The 15,880-nt window shown below is 60.6% G+C and carries 15 protein-coding genes; 6 read left to right on the forward strand and 9 right to left on the reverse strand.

Annotated features, from left to right (window positions below; all coding sequences use genetic code 11):
• Window position 1 precedes the first annotated feature (1 nt).
• From AB4O36_RS25760 to AB4O36_RS25770, 3 genes are read left to right on the forward strand one after another with little or no spacing between them, the layout of a single operon-like run.
• Complete coding sequence (locus AB4O36_RS25760) at window positions 2–1,081, forward strand: COX15/CtaA family protein (protein ID WP_460140583.1); 1,080 nt, start codon at window positions 2–4, stop codon at window positions 1,079–1,081.
• Window positions 1,069–1,968, forward strand: a complete 900-nt coding sequence (cyoE, locus tag AB4O36_RS25765) for a heme o synthase (RefSeq protein ID WP_460119311.1) — start codon at window positions 1,069–1,071, stop codon at window positions 1,966–1,968. The genes AB4O36_RS25760 and cyoE overlap by 13 nt, the downstream gene beginning before the upstream one ends.
• Window positions 1,965–2,600: an SCO family protein gene (locus AB4O36_RS25770; protein WP_460119313.1), complete on the forward strand. Its 636-nt coding sequence runs from the start codon at window positions 1,965–1,967 to the stop codon at window positions 2,598–2,600. Before cyoE ends, AB4O36_RS25770 begins: the two co-directional genes overlap by 4 nt.
• A 181-nt stretch (window positions 2,601–2,781) precedes the next feature.
• Here AB4O36_RS25770 and AB4O36_RS25775 read toward each other — a convergent pair whose 3' ends face one another.
• The 3 genes from AB4O36_RS25775 to AB4O36_RS25785 are packed head-to-tail and all read right to left on the reverse strand — an operon-like array spanning window position 2,782 to window position 5,257.
• A complete protein-coding gene (locus tag AB4O36_RS25775; RefSeq protein ID WP_460119315.1) occupies window positions 2,782–3,552 on the reverse strand; it encodes a MetQ/NlpA family ABC transporter substrate-binding protein in 771 nt (256 codons plus the stop codon).
• Between the two features lie 23 nt (window positions 3,553–3,575).
• On the reverse strand, window positions 3,576–4,250 hold the full coding sequence (locus tag AB4O36_RS25780) for a methionine ABC transporter permease (RefSeq protein ID WP_460119317.1): 675 nt from the start codon (window positions 4,248–4,250) through the stop codon (window positions 3,576–3,578).
• On the reverse strand, window positions 4,250–5,257 hold the full coding sequence (locus AB4O36_RS25785) for a methionine ABC transporter ATP-binding protein (protein ID WP_460119319.1): 1,008 nt from the start codon (window positions 5,255–5,257) through the stop codon (window positions 4,250–4,252). Before AB4O36_RS25785 ends, AB4O36_RS25780 begins: the two co-directional genes overlap by 1 nt.
• Before the next feature lie 201 nt (window positions 5,258–5,458).
• Between AB4O36_RS25785 and katE the strand changes: the two genes are divergently transcribed.
• Window positions 5,459–7,642, forward strand: a complete 2,184-nt coding sequence (gene katE / locus AB4O36_RS25790) for a catalase HPII (protein ID WP_460140584.1) — start codon at window positions 5,459–5,461, stop codon at window positions 7,640–7,642.
• Between the two features lie 93 nt (window positions 7,643–7,735).
• Here the strand turns inward: katE and AB4O36_RS25795 are convergent, their stop codons facing one another.
• Genes AB4O36_RS25795 through zur form a run of 4 tightly spaced genes read right to left on the reverse strand, consistent with a single transcriptional unit; the run spans window position 7,736 to window position 10,520 of the window.
• Entirely contained in the window at window positions 7,736–8,452 is a 717-nt protein-coding gene (locus AB4O36_RS25795; RefSeq protein WP_460119324.1) for a PA5502 family lipoprotein, read from the reverse strand.
• A 37-nt stretch (window positions 8,453–8,489) separates the two neighbouring features.
• Complete coding sequence (znuB, locus tag AB4O36_RS25800; RefSeq protein ID WP_460119326.1) at window positions 8,490–9,278, reverse strand: zinc ABC transporter permease subunit ZnuB; 789 nt, start codon at window positions 9,276–9,278, stop codon at window positions 8,490–8,492.
• Window positions 9,271–10,038, reverse strand: a complete 768-nt coding sequence (gene znuC / locus AB4O36_RS25805) for a zinc ABC transporter ATP-binding protein ZnuC (protein WP_460119329.1) — start codon at window positions 10,036–10,038, stop codon at window positions 9,271–9,273. The genes znuB and znuC overlap by 8 nt, the downstream gene beginning before the upstream one ends.
• Window positions 10,038–10,520: a zinc uptake transcriptional repressor Zur gene (zur, locus tag AB4O36_RS25810; protein ID WP_460119332.1), complete on the reverse strand. Its 483-nt coding sequence runs from the start codon at window positions 10,518–10,520 to the stop codon at window positions 10,038–10,040. Before zur ends, znuC begins: the two co-directional genes overlap by 1 nt.
• A 66-nt stretch (window positions 10,521–10,586) precedes the next feature.
• On the opposite strand from zur, the gene znuA reads away from it, so the two are divergent.
• A complete protein-coding gene (znuA, locus tag AB4O36_RS25815; RefSeq protein ID WP_460119335.1) occupies window positions 10,587–11,507 on the forward strand; it encodes a zinc ABC transporter substrate-binding protein ZnuA in 921 nt (306 codons plus the stop codon).
• Window positions 11,508–11,583: 76 nt separating this feature from the next.
• On the opposite strand, the gene AB4O36_RS25820 is transcribed toward znuA, so the two are convergent.
• Window positions 11,584–12,534, reverse strand: a complete 951-nt coding sequence (locus tag AB4O36_RS25820; protein WP_460119337.1) for a homoserine kinase — start codon at window positions 12,532–12,534, stop codon at window positions 11,584–11,586.
• 70 nt (window positions 12,535–12,604) lie between these two features.
• On the reverse strand, window positions 12,605–12,895 hold the full coding sequence (locus tag AB4O36_RS25825) for a DUF2782 domain-containing protein (RefSeq protein ID WP_460119339.1): 291 nt from the start codon (window positions 12,893–12,895) through the stop codon (window positions 12,605–12,607).
• A gap of 74 nt (window positions 12,896–12,969) precedes the next feature.
• Between AB4O36_RS25825 and polA the strand changes: the two genes are divergently transcribed.
• Window positions 12,970–15,741 (forward strand): DNA polymerase I, encoded by a 2,772-nt coding sequence (polA, locus tag AB4O36_RS25830; protein WP_460119341.1) that lies wholly within the window; start codon window positions 12,970–12,972, stop codon window positions 15,739–15,741.
• Window positions 15,742–15,880 lie beyond the last annotated feature (139 nt).

The following is a 15,880-nucleotide window of genomic DNA, read 5'->3' on the forward strand; positions in this document are numbered from 1 at the left end:
CATGGCCAAACCTGGATTTCGCCTCGCGCTGTTTGCCACCCTGCTGGCGTTGATCGTGGTGCTGCTCGGCGCCTACACCCGCCTGACCCACGCCGGCCTCGGCTGCCCGGACTGGCCTGGCTGCTATGGCTTTATCAGCGTGCCCAAAAGCGAAGCCCAACTGGCCCATGCGGAGCTGCATTTTCCTGACTCACCTGTCGAAGCCCACAAGGGCTGGAATGAAATGGTCCACCGCTATTTCGCTGGCACATTGGGGCTGTTGATTTCGGTGCTGGCCGGTCGAGCCTGGGTACATCGGCGTCATCCGGGGCAGCCGGTGAAGCTGCCGTTGTTTCTGTTGGCCGTGGTGCTTGCGCAGGCCGCGTTCGGCATGTGGACGGTGACGCTCAAGTTGTGGCCGCAAGTGGTCACCGGGCACTTGCTCGGCGGTTTCGCGACATTGAGCCTGCTGTTCCTGCTGACCCTGCGATTGTCCGGCGTGCTGCCGGCATTAACGGTGCCCCGGCGTCTGCAATATTGGGCGACCGCCGGGTTGCTGCTGGTGATCCTGCAAATTGCCCTGGGTGGCTGGGTCAGCTCCAACTACGCCGCCGTGGCCTGTATCGATTTCCCGACCTGCCACGGGCAATGGTTGCCACCTGCGGACTTCGCCAACGGCTTTCACCTGACCCAGCACATCGGCCCGAATTATCTTGGCGGGCAACTGGACAGCGACGCCCGTACCGCCATTCACCTGACTCACCGAATCGGTGCATTGTTGGTCACGCTGGTGCTGCTGGGGCTGGCGTGGCAGTTGAAAGTCGTCGGCATGACGCGCCTGGCCGGCCTGGTCCTGATCGCGCTCGCCACGCAAATCACCCTCGGCATCAGCAACGTGCTATTTCACCTGCCGCTGCCGGTGGCCGTCGCCCATAACGCCGGAGGTGCAGCGTTGCTGTTGACTCTGGTGTTGGTTAATTACCACGCACGAACCAGCCTGGTTCGCGTCCGGCAACCCTCCCTGGGACGTTGGCGGTTCAGCCCCCGCAAGCCCTCGGCCAGGCCCATCACAATAAAAGGAGAGATGCCATGGCGACTCTGACCAGCGCGCGTCACGGCCAGGCGATCTGGCGTGACTATCTGGAACTGACCAAGCCCAAGGTGGTGGTGCTGATGCTTATCACCTCGCTGGTCGGCATGTTTCTCGCGACCCGTGCCGGGGTGCCATGGACCGTGCTGGTATTTGGCAACCTGGGCATCGCCTTGTGTGCCGGCGGGGCGGCGGCGGTCAACCACGTGGTGGATCGGCGGATCGATGCGGTAATGGCCCGCACCCACAAGCGACCATTGGCCGAAGGCCGCGTCTCCCCCACGGCGGCGCTGACCTTCGCCTTGATTCTGGCTTTGCTGGGCCAAGCACTGCTGCTGGCCTTCACCAACCCGCTGACCGCTTGGCTGACCCTTGCGTCCTTGCTGGGGTACGCCGTGGTCTACACCGGTTTCCTCAAACGCGCGACGCCGCAGAACATCGTCATCGGTGGCCTGGCAGGTGCCGCCCCACCGCTGCTGGGCTGGACCGCTGCCACCGGTCACGTCAGCGCTGAACCCTTGTTGCTGGTGCTGATCATCTTCGCCTGGACCCCGCCGCACTTCTGGGCCCTGGCCATTCACCGCAAGGAGGAATACGCCAAGGCCGACATCCCGATGCTGCCGGTCACCCACGGCGAGCACTACACCAAGGTCCACATCCTTCTCTACACCTTCGCGCTGCTGGCCGTCAGCCTGTTGCCCTATGTGATCCACATGAGCGGCACGCTGTACCTGATTTGCGCGCTGGGCCTGGGCGCGAGGTTCCTGCAATGGGCCGTGGTGTTGTACCGTGGCACTCGACCACACGCGGCGATCAACACGTTCAAGTACTCTATCTACTACTTATTCCTGCTGTTTATCGCGCTGCTCGTAGACCACTACCTATTGTTGAACTTATGACTCGAACTCAGAAAACCGTCTTTATCCTTGTCGCCCTGATCGCGCTGGTCCTGGGCCTGACCATCAACAAAGTGCTGTCCGGTAAAGGCCAGGGTGACCCCACCGCGTTGATCGACGCCGGGATCATCCTGTTGCCCCAAAGCCGCACGCTGCCGGACGTGACGATGACAGACCAGGACGGTAAACCGGTCGCGGTCAATCAACTGCAAGGCAAGTGGTCACTGCTGTTTCTGGGCTACACCTTCTGCCCGGACATCTGCCCAACCACTCTCGCCCAACTGCGTCAGATCAAGAGCGAGCTGCCCCCAGAGGCCGTGAATAACCTGCAGATTATCCTGGTGAGCGTCGACCCGAACCGCGACACGCCCAAGCAGCTCAAGCAGTACCTGGGCTACTTCGACCCGCAATTCCAGGGCCTGACGCCCGCCTCGGTGGACGACATCCAGAAGCTGGCCAATGCCGTGAGCATCCCGTTCATCCCGGCCGACACCAGCAAGCCCAACTACACCGTGGACCACAGCGGCAACCTCGCGGTGATCGGCCCGGACGGCAAGCAACGCGGCTTCATCCGTGCGCCGTTGAACAACCAGAAGCTGGTGGCGCAGTTGCCGGTGATGCTTCAACGTAAATAGTCAACATCTCTCCCTGTAGGAGCGAGCTTGCTCGCGATGGGCTTCAACGATAACGCTGACGGCCTGACGCCCCGCGTTGTCTGGTCCTCCATCGCGAGCATGCTCGCTCCTACAGGGGGCGAAATTGCAGGCAAAAAAAGGGGCGCATTCAATGCGCCCCTTTTTTGTCATGACTCGCGAATCAGAACGCAGGCACCACGGCGCCCTTGTACTTCTCGAGAATGAAGGCTTTCACTTCCGGGCTGTGCAGCGCGGCGACCAGCTTCTTCATGTCTTCGCTGTCCTTGTCGTCCGGGCGGGCGACCAGGATATTCACGTACGGCGAGTCGCTGCCTTCGATGAACAGCGCATCCTTGGATGGGTCGAGTTTGGCTTCCAGCGCGTAGTTGGTGTTGATCAGCGCCAGGTCAACTTGGGTCAACACGCGTGGGATCGTCGCGGCTTCCAGCTCACGGAACTTGAGGTTCTTCGGGTTGGCAGTGATGTCCTTGACGGTCGACAGGATGTTGTTCGAGTCCTTCAAGGTGATCACGCCTGCCTTGGCCAGCAGCAGCAATGCGCGGCCACCGTTGGTGGCGTCGTTGGGAATGACCACGGTGGCGGTGCTTGGCAGCTCATCGAGTTTCTTGTATTTGCTGGAGTACGCGCCCAACGGCTCCAGGTGCACGCCCGCCACGGACACCAGGTGAGTGCCCTTGGCCTTGTTGAACTCATCGAGGTACGGCTGGTGTTGGAAGAAGTTGGCGTCCAGGCGCTTCTCCGCGACCTGCACGTTCGGCTGGATGTAATCGGTGAAGACCTTGACCTTCAGGTCCACGCCTTCCTTGGCCAGGGCTGGCTTCACGAACTCGAGGATTTCCGCGTGCGGAACCGGAGTGGCCGCCACCGTCAGGGTGTCCGCGTGAGCGGAAAAGGCTGCAACGGCAGCGAACGCGACGAGTAGATTTTTCATTCAGCTAACTCCTTGAGACCCGCTTACTTGCGGGAAAAATGCACAACCAACTTATCGCCAACCGTTTGCAACACTTGAACCAGAACCAACAGCAACACCACGGTGACCACCATCACGTCGGTCTGGAAGCGCTGGTAACCGAAACGGATCGCCAGGTCGCCAAGGCCGCCAGCGCCCACCACACCCGCCATCGCGGTGTAGGAAACCAGTGTAATCGCTGTCACCGTAATTGCCGCGAAGATGCCAGGTCGAGCTTCGGGCAGCAGGGCATTGGTGATGATCTGGCGCGTCGTCGCGCCCATGGACTGGGTTGCCTCGATGATGCCGCGATCCACTTCACGCAGGGCGGTTTCTACCAAACGCGCGAAGAACGGCGTGGCGCCCACCACCAGTGGCGGAATAGCACCGGCGACACCCAGCGACGTGCCGGTGATCAACACCGTGAACGGAATCATCACGATCAACAGGATGATGAAGGGCAACGAACGCAGGATGTTCACCACCAGCGACAACATCGCGTAAACGCCTTTGGCCTCGAGCAACTGGCGCGGGCTGCACAGGAACAGCAGAACGCCCAACGGCAACCCCAGCAACACGGTAAACAGCAGCGAACCGCCAAGCATCAGCAGGGTGTCGCCGGTGGCCAACCAGATTTCGAACCAGTCGATATTGGCGAAGAAATTTGTCAGGGCTTCCATTAGCGCAGCACCTCCATGTGAACGTCAGCCGCCGTGAAGCGGGCAAACGCCGCCTCCATGTCGCCGCCGGTGACGGCCAGGGTGAGTTGCCCGTAGGGAATGTCCTTGATGCGGTCGATACGACCGGCCAGGATGCTGTAGTCCACGCCAGTTTCGCGAGCGACGGTGCCCAGCAATGGCGCGTAGGTTGCTTCGCCCTGGAAGGTCAGACGCACGATACGGCCCGGTACATGGGCGAAGTCGTCGCGCTGCTCGCCTTCGTCGACCTGCTCGTCTTCCTGCACGAAGCGCCGGGTGGTCGGGTGCTTGGGGTGCAGGAACACGTCTGCCACCGAACCCTGTTCGACGATGACGCCGTCATCCATTACTCCCACCTGATCGCAAACGCGACGGATCACATCCATCTCGTGGGTGATCAACACGATGGTCAGTTTCAGCTCACGGTTGATTTCGGCAAGCAATTGCAGGACCGAGGCCGTGGTCTGCGGGTCCAGGGCGCTGGTGGCTTCATCGCACAGGAGGATTTTCGGCTTGGTCGCCAGGGCGCGCGCGATGCCAACGCGCTGCTTCTGGCCACCGGACAACTGCGCCGGGTATTTTTTCGCATGGTCGGACAACCCCACCCGCGCCAGTAGCTCGGCGACCCGCTGGTCGATCTCGCCACGTGACAGCTCACCGGCCAGGGTCAGCGGCAGCGCGACGTTATCGGCAACCGTCTTGGAGGCCAGCAGGTTGAAGTGCTGAAAAATCATGCCGACCTGCTGGCGGAAACGGCGCAAGCCATTGGCATCAAGCGCGGTGATTTCTTCGCCGTCGACGATGATCTTGCCGCCAGAGGAATTCTCCAGGCGATTGATCAGACGCAGCAGGGTACTTTTTCCCGCTCCGGAATGACCGATCAAGCCGAATACCTGACCGTTCTCAATCGTCAGATTGGTCGGGTGCAGGGCGGGGATATCCTTACCGGCGACGCGGTAGGTTTTATGGACGTTTTGAAACTCGATCACGTAGCGAACCTTGTGGGGCGCGTTGGAATGGGGTCAGCGGTTAGCCGGGCGCGCATTTTAGCCTGTCCGTATAGAGGTTATTAGCATTTATTGCGCATGCAACCTTTGATTTGGCAATAACACCACCGAGAGTCATATAAAAGGAACGCCTCAAACCTTCATCAGTCACTGTTTAAAGCAACTCGACAACCACCAGGTGCCGTGCCTGGAAGGGATATTTCCACGTTCGACGAGGAGTTTCGACTGATGAGTACCAAGAAGCCTGCCGCCCCGAATAGCGCGATGGCCGGGACCGACACCCCGGATCGCAGTAATACCAATGCCAAGCTCGACAGCCTGGAAACCTTCCGCAGCGATGCCACCGATCAGGCGCTGCGAACCAACCAGGGCGTGAAGATTTCGGACAACCAAAACACCTTGAAGGCAGGCGCTCGCGGACCGTCATTGCTGGAAGACTTCATCATGCGTGAGAAAATCACGCACTTTGACCATGAACGCATCCCGGAGCGTATCGTCCATGCCCGAGGCACCGGCGCCCACGGTTATTTTCAGACCTACGAAAACCATGCGGCGCTGACCAAAGCCGGATTTCTGCAGGACCCGGGCAAAAAAACTCCGGTATTCGTGCGTTTTTCCACGGTACAAGGTCCCCGCGGGTCAGGCGACACCGTGCGCGACGTGCGCGGTTTCGCCGTAAAGTTCTTCACCGACGAGGGCAACTTCGACCTGGTGGGCAACAACATGCCGGTGTTTTTCATTCAGGATGCGATCAAGTTTCCCGACTTCGTGCATGCGGTAAAACCCGAACCCCACAACGAGATACCGACTGGCGGCTCAGCACACGACACTTTCTGGGATTTCGTTTCCCTGGTGCCCGAGTCGGCCCACATGGTGATCTGGGCCATGTCCGACCGGGCCATTCCCAAAAGCCTGCGCAGCATGCAGGGCTTCGGCGTACACACCTTTCGCCTGATCAACGCCGAGGGCAAGTCACGTTTCGTCAAGTTCCACTGGCGTCCAACGGCTGGCACCTGCTCGCTGGTGTGGGATGAGGCGCAGAAGCTCGCCGGCAAGGACACTGACTACCATCGTCGCGATCTTTGGGAAGCCATCGAGATGGGCGACTATCCCGAGTGGGAACTGGGTGTCCAAGTGGTCGAAGAAGAAAACGAACACGCTTTCGAGTTCGACATTCTCGACCCGACCAAGATCATTCCCGAGGAAGTGGTCCCGATCACACCGTTGGGCAAGATGGTGCTCAACCGTAACCCGGACAATTTTTTCGCTGAAGTCGAGCAGGTGGCGTTCTGCCCAGGGCATATCGTTCCGGGCATCGACTTTTCCAACGACCCACTGCTGCAAGGCCGGTTGTTTTCCTACACCGACACGCAGATCAGCCGCCTCGGCGGGCCGAACTTTCACGAAATCCCGATCAACCGCCCGGTAGCGCCCGTCCATAACGGCCAGCGCGATGCCCAGCACCGCAGCACCATCGACAAGGGACGTGCGGCGTACGAACCGAACTCCATTGATGGCGGCTGGCCAAAAGAAACGCCTCCAGCCGCACAGGACGGTGGATTCGAGTCCTATCCGGAGCGCATCGATGCCAACAAGATCCGTCAACGCAGCGAGTCGTTTGGCGACCACTTCTCCCAGGCGCGCCTGTTCTTCCACAGCATGAGCAAGCACGAGCAAGAACACATCATTGCCGCGTACAGCTTCGAGCTGGGCAAAGTGGAGCGTGAGTTCATCCGGGCTCGGGAGGTTAATGAGATTCTGGCCAACATCGACCTGGAACTGGCTAAACGGGTTGCGCAGAACCTCGGTTTACCAGCGCCCACCGCCGGGACCGTCGACGTGCCGAAATCATCCCTGGAGCGCTCGCCAGCACTCAGCCAGGCGAATTTGCTGCCCGAGAATATCAAAAGCCGCAAAATCGCGATCCTGGCGGCCAATGGTGTCGATGGGGCTGCAATCGATGCGATGAAGGCAGCACTGAAAGCCGAAGGTGCGCACGCCAAACTGCTTGGGCCGACCTCCGCTCCCGTGAAGACCGCCGATGGCACAACGTTGCCGGTGGATGCTTCCATGGAAGGGATGCCGTCCATTGCCTTCGACGCCGTCTTCGTGCCCGGAGGCGCGGCATCGATCAAGGCGTTGAGCGGGGATGGGGTGGCATTGCATTACGTACTTGAGGCTTACAAACACTTGAAAGCGATTGCCCTGCACGGCGAGGCGAAGCAGTTGCTGGATGTGTTGAAGCTGGAGGCGGATGTTGGGTTGATCGTAGGGACGGCTGCCACGCTGGCCAAAGCGTTCATTGCGGCGATTGGGCAGCACCGGGTCTGGGAGCGGGAGCCGAAGGCCAAGGGGGTTCCGGCTTAGGATTTGTATCAACCGGGCTGATGCGATCGCGGGCGAGCCCGCTCCTACAGGTTGATCACAAACCCTGTAGGAGCGAGCTTGCTCGCGATGCTGTCAGGGTTTACGCGGACTCAGGACAACCTGCGCCGGTACGCTGCGTAAAATTTGCTTTTGCAGGTTCAGGTCAAAATCCGCGTCAAGCTTCTTCACCCGCTTGGTCAGCAAGGTGGCCAGCCACGGGTAGTCATCGGTGCGGGGCGCCTGAATGCTCACATCGCAGTCATAATTCACCACATCAGCGGCGATCGCGTCCAGTTGGCGACGAAGCTTGCCCATATCGCTGAGGTTCAGCGCCACGGTCGTGCTCTCTGCCGTTGGATCGATCACCTTGGCGGCGGGCTTGGCTTCAGCAGCCCTGAGCGCCGCTTCTGCTTTATCCAACTCAGCCTTGCGCGCATTGACGATGGCATTGTTGACCCCACCGGTCAGCGCTGGCGCCTTGGGCATCAGCGCCCGAGCCCGGCTGAGTGCCGTGGCGGCGGCGTTCACGTCACCTTTTTGCAGCACGATCTGACTGCGACGCAGGTAGGCTTCAGCCAACTGCCGCTGGTACTGTTCCAGGGATTGATCATTGGGCGTCTCGGCCTGCAAGGCCGCCAGTTGGCCTTCGGCGGTCGCCAGTTCGCTGCTGGCAAGGCTTTGCTCGAGCTGTGCGATGGCCGTAGCCCGCGCATCAGTGGCCTGGGTGGCCGCCGGCGGGGTGCTTTGGCATGCGCCCAGTAGCAGCGAAAACGCGACAAGGAGCAGATAACGGGAGGCGAACGGCTTCATTCCTGCGACTCTCTATTTGCGCAAAAAACGAGCAAGTCTACACCCCTCGACGGGGCAGGACAAAACTCAGCAGAAACAGTGCGGCCGCCGTCACCACGATGGAAGGGCCCGCCGGGGTGTCCTTGAACCAGGACAACGCCAACCCGCCACACACCGCGAGCATGCCCAGCAGGCTTGCGCCCAACGCCATCTGCTCGGGCGAGCGGGCGTGACGTTGTGCCGCAGCTGCGGGGATGATCAGCAATGACGTAATCAGCAACACACCGACGATTTTCATCGCCACTGCGATCACCACGGCGATCAGCAGCATCAGGGTCATGCGCAGCGCCGGCACCGGCAATCCTTCCACTCGCGCCAGTTCTTCGTGCACCGTGATCGCCAACAATGGCCGCCACATCGTCACCAGCAACACCAGCACCGCCGCGCTGCCGCCAAGAATCCACGCCAGATCGCTGGGACTGATCGCCAGAAGATCGCCGAACAGATAAGCCATCAGGTCGATCCGCACTTCGTGCATGAAGCTTAGTACGACCAAACCGAGAGAGAGAGTGCTCGGTGCGAGAATTCCCAACAGCGTGTCAGAAGCCAGTGGCTGGCGCTGTTGCAACGTTACCAGTAACACCGCTAACAGCAGGCAGCCGACAGTGACCGCGACCGTCGGGCTGACATCCAGCAAAAAGCCCAATGCCACGCCGAGCAATGCCGCGTGGGACAAGGTGTCGCCAAAATAAGCCATGCGCCGCCACACGACGAACGATCCCAGTGGCCCCGCCACCAGCGCCAGGGCCAAACCTGCGAGCAGGGCATAGAGCAGAAAATCAGCCATGCTTGCAGTGATCTCCGTGAACGTGGGGTTTGACCACCGAGCCATGCAGGTCGTGGGCGTGATCGTGGTGGTGGTGATAAATCGCCAGGCTCGCGGCGTTCTTGCCAAACAACTCGACGAACGCCGGGTCACCGCTGACGTGCTCAGGATGGCCAGAGCAGCAGACATGGCGATTGAGGCACACCACCTGGTCGGTGGTGCTCATGACCAGATGCAGATCGTGGGACACCATCAGCACACCGCAACCGTGACGATCGCGCAGACGGGTAATCAGGCTGTACAACTCCGCCTGCCCCGCTACATCGACGCCTTGCACCGGCTCGTCGAGCACCAGCAACTCGGGTTCGCGCAACAGCGCCCGGGCCAGCAACACGCGCTGCATTTCGCCCCCAGAGACGCTTTGCACCGGGCTGTCGATGACGTGTTCGGCGCCGACCTCCTTGAGCGCCGCCAACGCGCGAGCGCGGTCCACTCCCGGCACCAGGCGCAGGAATCGCAGCACCGACAGCGGCAACGTCGGATCGACATGCAGCTTTTGCGGCATATAACCCACCCGCAGCTTCGGTTTGCGCCAGACGCTGCCGCTGTCCGGTTTCAACAGACCGAGCACCGCCCGCACCAGGGTGGTCTTGCCGGCGCCGTTAGGCCCGATCAGGGTGACAATCTGCCCCGGCTCGACGCTCAGCTCGATATTATCCAGCACGATTTGCCCGGCAAAGGTGACGGCAACCTGCTCGAGGCGGATCAACGCATTGCTCATCAAGCCCCCTGGCAGCCCGAGCACAGGCCGACCACTTCAACGGTCTGGCCTTCGACCACGAACCCTACATCCCTGGCGCTGCCGACAATCGCGTCGCTGATGGATTTCTGTTCAAGTTCGATGGCGGCATGGCATTCGCGGCAGATCAGGAATTGCCCCTGATGCGCATGCTCCGGGTGATTACAGCCAACAAAGGCATTGAGCGAGGCGATGCGGTGCACCAGCCCGTTTTCCAGCAGGAAATCCAGCGCGCGGTAAACCGTAGGCGGCGCCGCCCGACGGCCGTCCTGTTCGCTGAGCACCGCCAGAATGTCGTAGGCGCCCAGCGGCTTGTGACTTTGCCACACCAGCTCCAGCACCCGCCGGCGCAGTGCGGTCAGGCGCAGGCCTTGGCGCGCGCACAGGGCATCGGCCTCAGACAGGGCGCTGTGAACGCAATGGGAGTGGTCGTGGGGACGGCTGGCAATCGGTGTAATAGGCATGAGCGGCGACGAGTTTTGTTAGAGACGTTATTATGTTACCCGTTCTTACCTCCTTGAGTGGTCATCGTGTCCCGACTTTTTTCCATCTTTGTCGCTTTCGTCGCAAGTTTTCTGTTCGTCGGTGCAGCCCAGGCCGAGGTCAAGGTACTTACCAGCATCAAGCCTCTGCAGCTGATAGCCGCGGCGGTGCAGGACGGCGTGGCGATTCCCGAAGTGCTGCTGCCACCCGGGGCCTCCCCGCATAATTACGCACTGCGCCCATCCGACGTACGGAAGGTGCAATCGGTAGATCTGGTTTACTGGATTGGACCGGATATGGAAGGTTTCCTGCCTCGTGTGATGAAAGGTCGTACGTTGCCGAGCATCGCCATACAGGACCTGCCCGGTTTGAAGCTGCGCCACTTTGCCGAGGACAGCCACTCTCACGCCGAGGAGGCGGACGATCATGATCACGATCACCGCCCTGGCAGCCTGGATGCGCATCTGTGGCTATCGCCAGCGAATGCCCGAGTGATTGCCGCCAAAATGGCAGCGGACCTGGCCGCAGCCGATCCGGCCAACGCCCCTCGCTATCAAAGCAATCTCAAGGGGTTCGAGGAACGCCTGGATGCCCTGGATCTGCGCCTGAAAGCGCGCCTGGCGGGTATCGCCGGCAAACCGTATTTCGTTTTTCATGAGGCATTCGACTATTTCGAAGACGCCTACGGCCTCAAGCACACTGGCGTGTTCAGCGTCGCCGCCGAGGTGCAGCCAGGCGCTCAGCACGTCGCGGCGATGCGCACTCGCTTGCAGGAAGTGGGCAAGACCTGCGTGTTCAGCGAACCACCACTGCGCCCACGCCTGGCCGAGACCCTGGTCGCGGGCCTGCCGGTGAAACTGGCGGAGCTGGATGCGTTGGGGGGGTACACGCCGGCGACTGCCCAAGGGTATGAGCAGATACTTGAGAAACTGGGCAATGACTTGGCGGGGTGCCTGGAGTCGCTGTGATCAGGATTGAGGTGACCCCTATCGCGGGCAAGCCCGCTCCTACAGGTGAGTGGGAGCGAGCCTGCTCGCGATATTTTTAGAGGGCAAAAGGCAAAGGCGTACTGACCTTCTGCCGCTGCGCCAGGCGCAGCTGAAACTCCATCGGGTCGTGAATCAACACGTCCTGGCCGGCGAACGATTCCGCGGCGATCAACCGGGACAGCCAGAACCGCACGCACGCCACTCGCAACAGGGTCGGCCACAGCTCGGCCTCGGCAGCGGTGAATGGCCGCAGCGCCGCGTAGGCGCCAAGCAATGCCCGCGCTCGCGGGCCGTCCAGTAAGCCGTTATCGTCTGAACACCAGTCGTTCAACGCGATCGCCACGTCGTAGAGCATCGGCCCGGAGCAGGCGTTGTAGAAGTCGATCAACCCGGTCAGGTGCGTGCCTTCGAACATCGCGTTGTCGCGGAACAGGTCGGCGTGGATATTCGCCCGTGGCAGCGCCAGAATTTTCTCTTTTTGAAGTGTGATCTCGTCCAGCGCCCGCTGCAGCAGGTCGCTTTGCTCGGCATTGAGGTGCGAGAGCAGTTGGTGGCCCTCTTCCAGCATCCAGTCCAGACCGCGATCGGTCTTGCGCTTGATCATCTTGGCCTGGGTTGCCAGGTGCAGATGGGCGAGCAACTCACCGACCTGGGCACAATGCTGGGCATTGGCTTGCTTGATGTGCTTGCCCGCCAGGCGCGGTTGCAGCAGCGCAGGCTTTCCGGCCAGCTCGCGCAGGGCAACGCCGTCGGTCGTGCGCAAGGCGTATGGCACCGGCAGGTCGGCCTCGTGCAGGACATCCAGCAACTCGATGAAGAACGGCATTTCCTGCACTGGGCCGCGCTCGACCAGGGTCAGGACGAACTCGCCCTTTTCCAGGCTGATAAAGAAATTGGTGTTTTCGCTGCCAGCGGCGATTCCCTGGAAATCAAGCAGGCGGCCGAGCCCGTAAGGGGCGAGAAAGGTTTCCAGCTCGGGCCGAGCCAGCGGGGTGAACACAGACATGTTTTAACTGCCAGTACGGGCGCCGCCAGGGGCCGGCGCCAAGTGAAATTAAGAATCTACTTCCAGGAAACTATTTCCATTCGAAAATCTTCCACGACGGAATCAGCATATCGGGCTGATCCGAGCGGATGAAGTTACCGTCCGATCCATCGGCGCGCACCAGAAAATAGGGTTTTCCGCCCTTCGGCGTGACCTGGATGGCGTACAGAAAACCATTCTGGCGGAATTCCTTGATCGTATTGTCGCCTTCGGTTCGGATGGTGACATCCGGTTCAGGCGATGGCGCATCATCTGCGGCCATCACGGCCAAAGGTGTAATTGCAAACAAGCCAGCCAGCAACAGGCGATTTAGTGTACGCATGATAACCTTGTCCCTTTGTCGTCAACGGTCCCGCTATTCTAGCGCCGGACCCGCCGAAAAGGTTGATCCTGCTCATGAGCCAAGCCCCCCTCGTCCTGGTGGACGGTTCTTCATACTTGTACCGGGCCTTCCATGCCCTGCCGCCACTGACCACCTCCAAAGGCATGCCGACCGGAGCGGTCAAAGGCGTGCTGAACATGCTCAAGAGTCTGCGCAAGCAGTACCCGGACAGCCCGTTTGCCGTAGTATTCGACGCCAAAGGTGGGACCTTTCGCGACGAAATGTACGCCGAATACAAGGCCAACCGCCCGAGCATGCCAGACGACATGCGCGTACAGATCCAGCCGCTGCACGACAGCGTCAAGGCCTTGGGTTTTCCACTGCTGTGCGTCGATGGCGTGGAGGCCGACGATGTAATCGGCACACTGGCCCGCAGCAGTGCAGCAGCCGACCGCCCGGTGGTCATCTCCACCGGCGACAAGGACATGGCGCAGCTGGTTGATGGCCACATTACCTTGGTCAACACCATGACCGGTAGCGCGCTGGATGTAGAAGGCGTGAAGGAGAAATTCGGCGTCGCTCCCGAGCAGATCATCGATTACCTGGCGCTGATGGGCGACTCTTCCGACAACATCCCAGGCGTTCCGGGCATTGGTCCCAAGACGGCTTCTGGCTTGCTGGTAGGCGTGAATGGTGGCCTGACCGAGCTGTATGCGAAGCTCGACATCGTCCCAACCCTGCCGATCCGTGGTGCGAAAACCCTCCCGGCCAAGCTCGAAGAGCACAAGGAGATGGCTTTCCTCTCCTATGCGCTCGCGACAATCAAGATCGACGTCCCGCTGGACATCGGTCTCGACGATTTGCAGATGGGCCGGCCGGATCACGATGCCCTCGCCGAGCTCTACACCCTGCTGGAATTCAAGAGCTGGTTTGATGAGAATCAGCGCGATGCCAAGCGTTCCGGCCAGGAAGTGACCGCGCCTGTGGTCGAAGACGCCGCTGGCGAGACTGAGCGCAAATACACCACGATCCTCACCCAGGCCGATTTTGACCTATGGCTGAAGAAGCTCAACGACGCCAGCCTGTTTGCCTTCGACACCGAAACCACCGGTCTGGATGCGCAGCAAGCACAACTGGTCGGCTTGTCGTTCGCGGTCCAGGCTGATGAAGCGGCCTACATCCCGTTGACCCACTCCTACATGGGCGTGCCCGACCAACTGGATCGCGACACCGTGCTGCGTGCACTCAAGCCGATCCTGGAAGACCCGAACAAACTCAAGGTCGGCCAGCACGCCAAGTACGACATGAACATCCTGGCCAACTGCGCCATCGGTGGCGACCAGAGCTGCGGCATCAACGTGCAAGGCATCGCCTTCGATACCATGCTCGAATCCTACGTGCTGGATTCCACCGCGACTCGCCACGACATGGACAGCCTGGCGCTGAAGTATCTGAACCACACCACTATTGGTTTCCAGGACATCGCCGGCAAGGGTGCCAAACAGCTGACATTTGACCAGATTGCCCTGGAACTGGCCGGGCCTTATGCCGCCGAAGACGCCGACGTAACGTTGCGCCTGCATCAGACCTTGCAGGAAAAGCTCAACGCAATTCCAAGCCTGAGCAAGGTATTGAACGAAATCGAAATGCCGCTGGTGCCCGTCCTGGCCCGAATCGAGCGTCAGGGTGCGCTCGTCGATGCCAACCTGCTGGGCATCCAGAGCGTCGAGCTGGGCGACAAAATGGTCGCACTGGAGCGTGAGGCATTCGCCATTGCTGGTGAGGAATTCAACCTCGGCTCTCCAAAACAATTGGGCGTCATCCTGTACGAAAAACTCGGCATGCCGATCCTCAGCAAAACCGCCAAGGGCCAGGCATCAACGGCCGAAGCGGTGCTGGCAGAGCTGGCCGAACAGGACTACCCGCTGCCCAAGGTGCTGATGCAGTACCGCTCGATGAGCAAACTGAAAAGCACTTATACCGATCGCCTGCCCGAGCAGATCAACCCGCGCACCGGGCGGATCCACACCTCTTATCATCAGGCGGTCGCAGCAACCGGTCGCTTGTCCTCCAGCGACCCGAACCTGCAGAACATTCCAATCCGCACAGCTGAGGGCCGTCGGATTCGCCAAGCGTTCGTTGCACCCAAAGGCTACAAGCTGCTGGCGGCGGACTACTCGCAGATCGAATTGCGGATCATGGCGCACCTGGCCAAGGACGAAGGTCTGCTGCACGCCTTCCGCAATGACCTGGACGTGCACAAGGCCACCGCCGCCGAGGTGTTCGGCGTCGAGCTGGAAAACGTCACCACCGATCAGCGGCGCAGTGCCAAGGCGATCAACTTCGGCTTGATCTACGGCATGAGCGCTTTTGGCCTGGCCAAGCAGATCGGCGTGGACCGCAAACAGTCCCAGGCGTACATCGACCGTTATTTCACCCGTTACCCAGGCGTGCTCGAATACATGGAGCGCACCCGCGCCCAGGCCGCAGAACAGGGTTTCGTCGAAACCATCTTTGGCCGGCGCCTGTACCTGCCGGAAATCAACGCCAAGAACCCGGCCCTGCGCAAGGGCGCTGAACGCACGGCGATCAACGCGCCGATGCAAGGCACCGCTGCGGACATCATCAAGAAAGCCATGGTGGCTGTAGATAACTGGCTGATGACCTCGGGCCTGGATGCCAAAGTCATCCTGCAGGTGCACGATGAATTGGTGCTGGAGGTGCGCGAGGACCTGGTCGATCAGGTTCGTGACGACATTCGCCAGCACATGAGCGAAGCCGCGAAGCTGGATGTACCGCTTCTGGTGGAGGTCGGGGTGGGGAATAACTGGGACGAGGCCCACTGACCGGTATTTTTTGCCAGGAACGGCCGCGGCATAGTGTCGCGGCCGGCTCAAAGAGCGCTTATTTCAGAAAACGAAGCGGCTTATTTCAAATGGTTTTTGAGCGTTCGGAACTAAATACGTGAACTGCGACTCAGAGTAA

This window comes from Pseudomonas sp. S2_E01 (assembly GCF_054668365.1).

Bases quoted from the DNA above. Each gene is read 5' to 3' on its own strand.
- AB4O36_RS25760 (WP_460140583.1), top strand. From the start codon at position 2: ATGGCCAAACCTGGATTTCGCCTCGCGCTGTTTGCCACCCTGCTGGCG.
- cyoE (WP_460119311.1), top strand. From the start codon at position 1,069: ATGGCGACTCTGACCAGCGCGCGTCACGGCCAGGCGATCTGGCGTGAC.
- AB4O36_RS25770 (WP_460119313.1), top strand. From the start codon at position 1,965: ATGACTCGAACTCAGAAAACCGTCTTTATCCTTGTCGCCCTGATCGCG.
- AB4O36_RS25775 (WP_460119315.1), bottom strand. From the start codon at position 3,552: ATGAAAAATCTACTCGTCGCGTTCGCTGCCGTTGCAGCCTTTTCCGCT.
- AB4O36_RS25780 (WP_460119317.1), bottom strand. From the start codon at position 4,250: ATGGAAGCCCTGACAAATTTCTTCGCCAATATCGACTGGTTCGAAATC.
- AB4O36_RS25795 (WP_460119324.1), bottom strand. From the start codon at position 8,452: ATGAAGCCGTTCGCCTCCCGTTATCTGCTCCTTGTCGCGTTTTCGCTG.
- znuB (WP_460119326.1), bottom strand. From the start codon at position 9,278: ATGGCTGATTTTCTGCTCTATGCCCTGCTCGCAGGTTTGGCCCTGGCG.
- znuC (WP_460119329.1), bottom strand. From the start codon at position 10,038: ATGAGCAATGCGTTGATCCGCCTCGAGCAGGTTGCCGTCACCTTTGCC.
- zur (WP_460119332.1), bottom strand. From the start codon at position 10,520: ATGCCTATTACACCGATTGCCAGCCGTCCCCACGACCACTCCCATTGC.
- AB4O36_RS25820 (WP_460119337.1), bottom strand. From the start codon at position 12,534: ATGTCTGTGTTCACCCCGCTGGCTCGGCCCGAGCTGGAAACCTTTCTC.
- AB4O36_RS25825 (WP_460119339.1), bottom strand. From the start codon at position 12,895: ATGCGTACACTAAATCGCCTGTTGCTGGCTGGCTTGTTTGCAATTACA.
- polA (WP_460119341.1), top strand. From the start codon at position 12,970: ATGAGCCAAGCCCCCCTCGTCCTGGTGGACGGTTCTTCATACTTGTAC.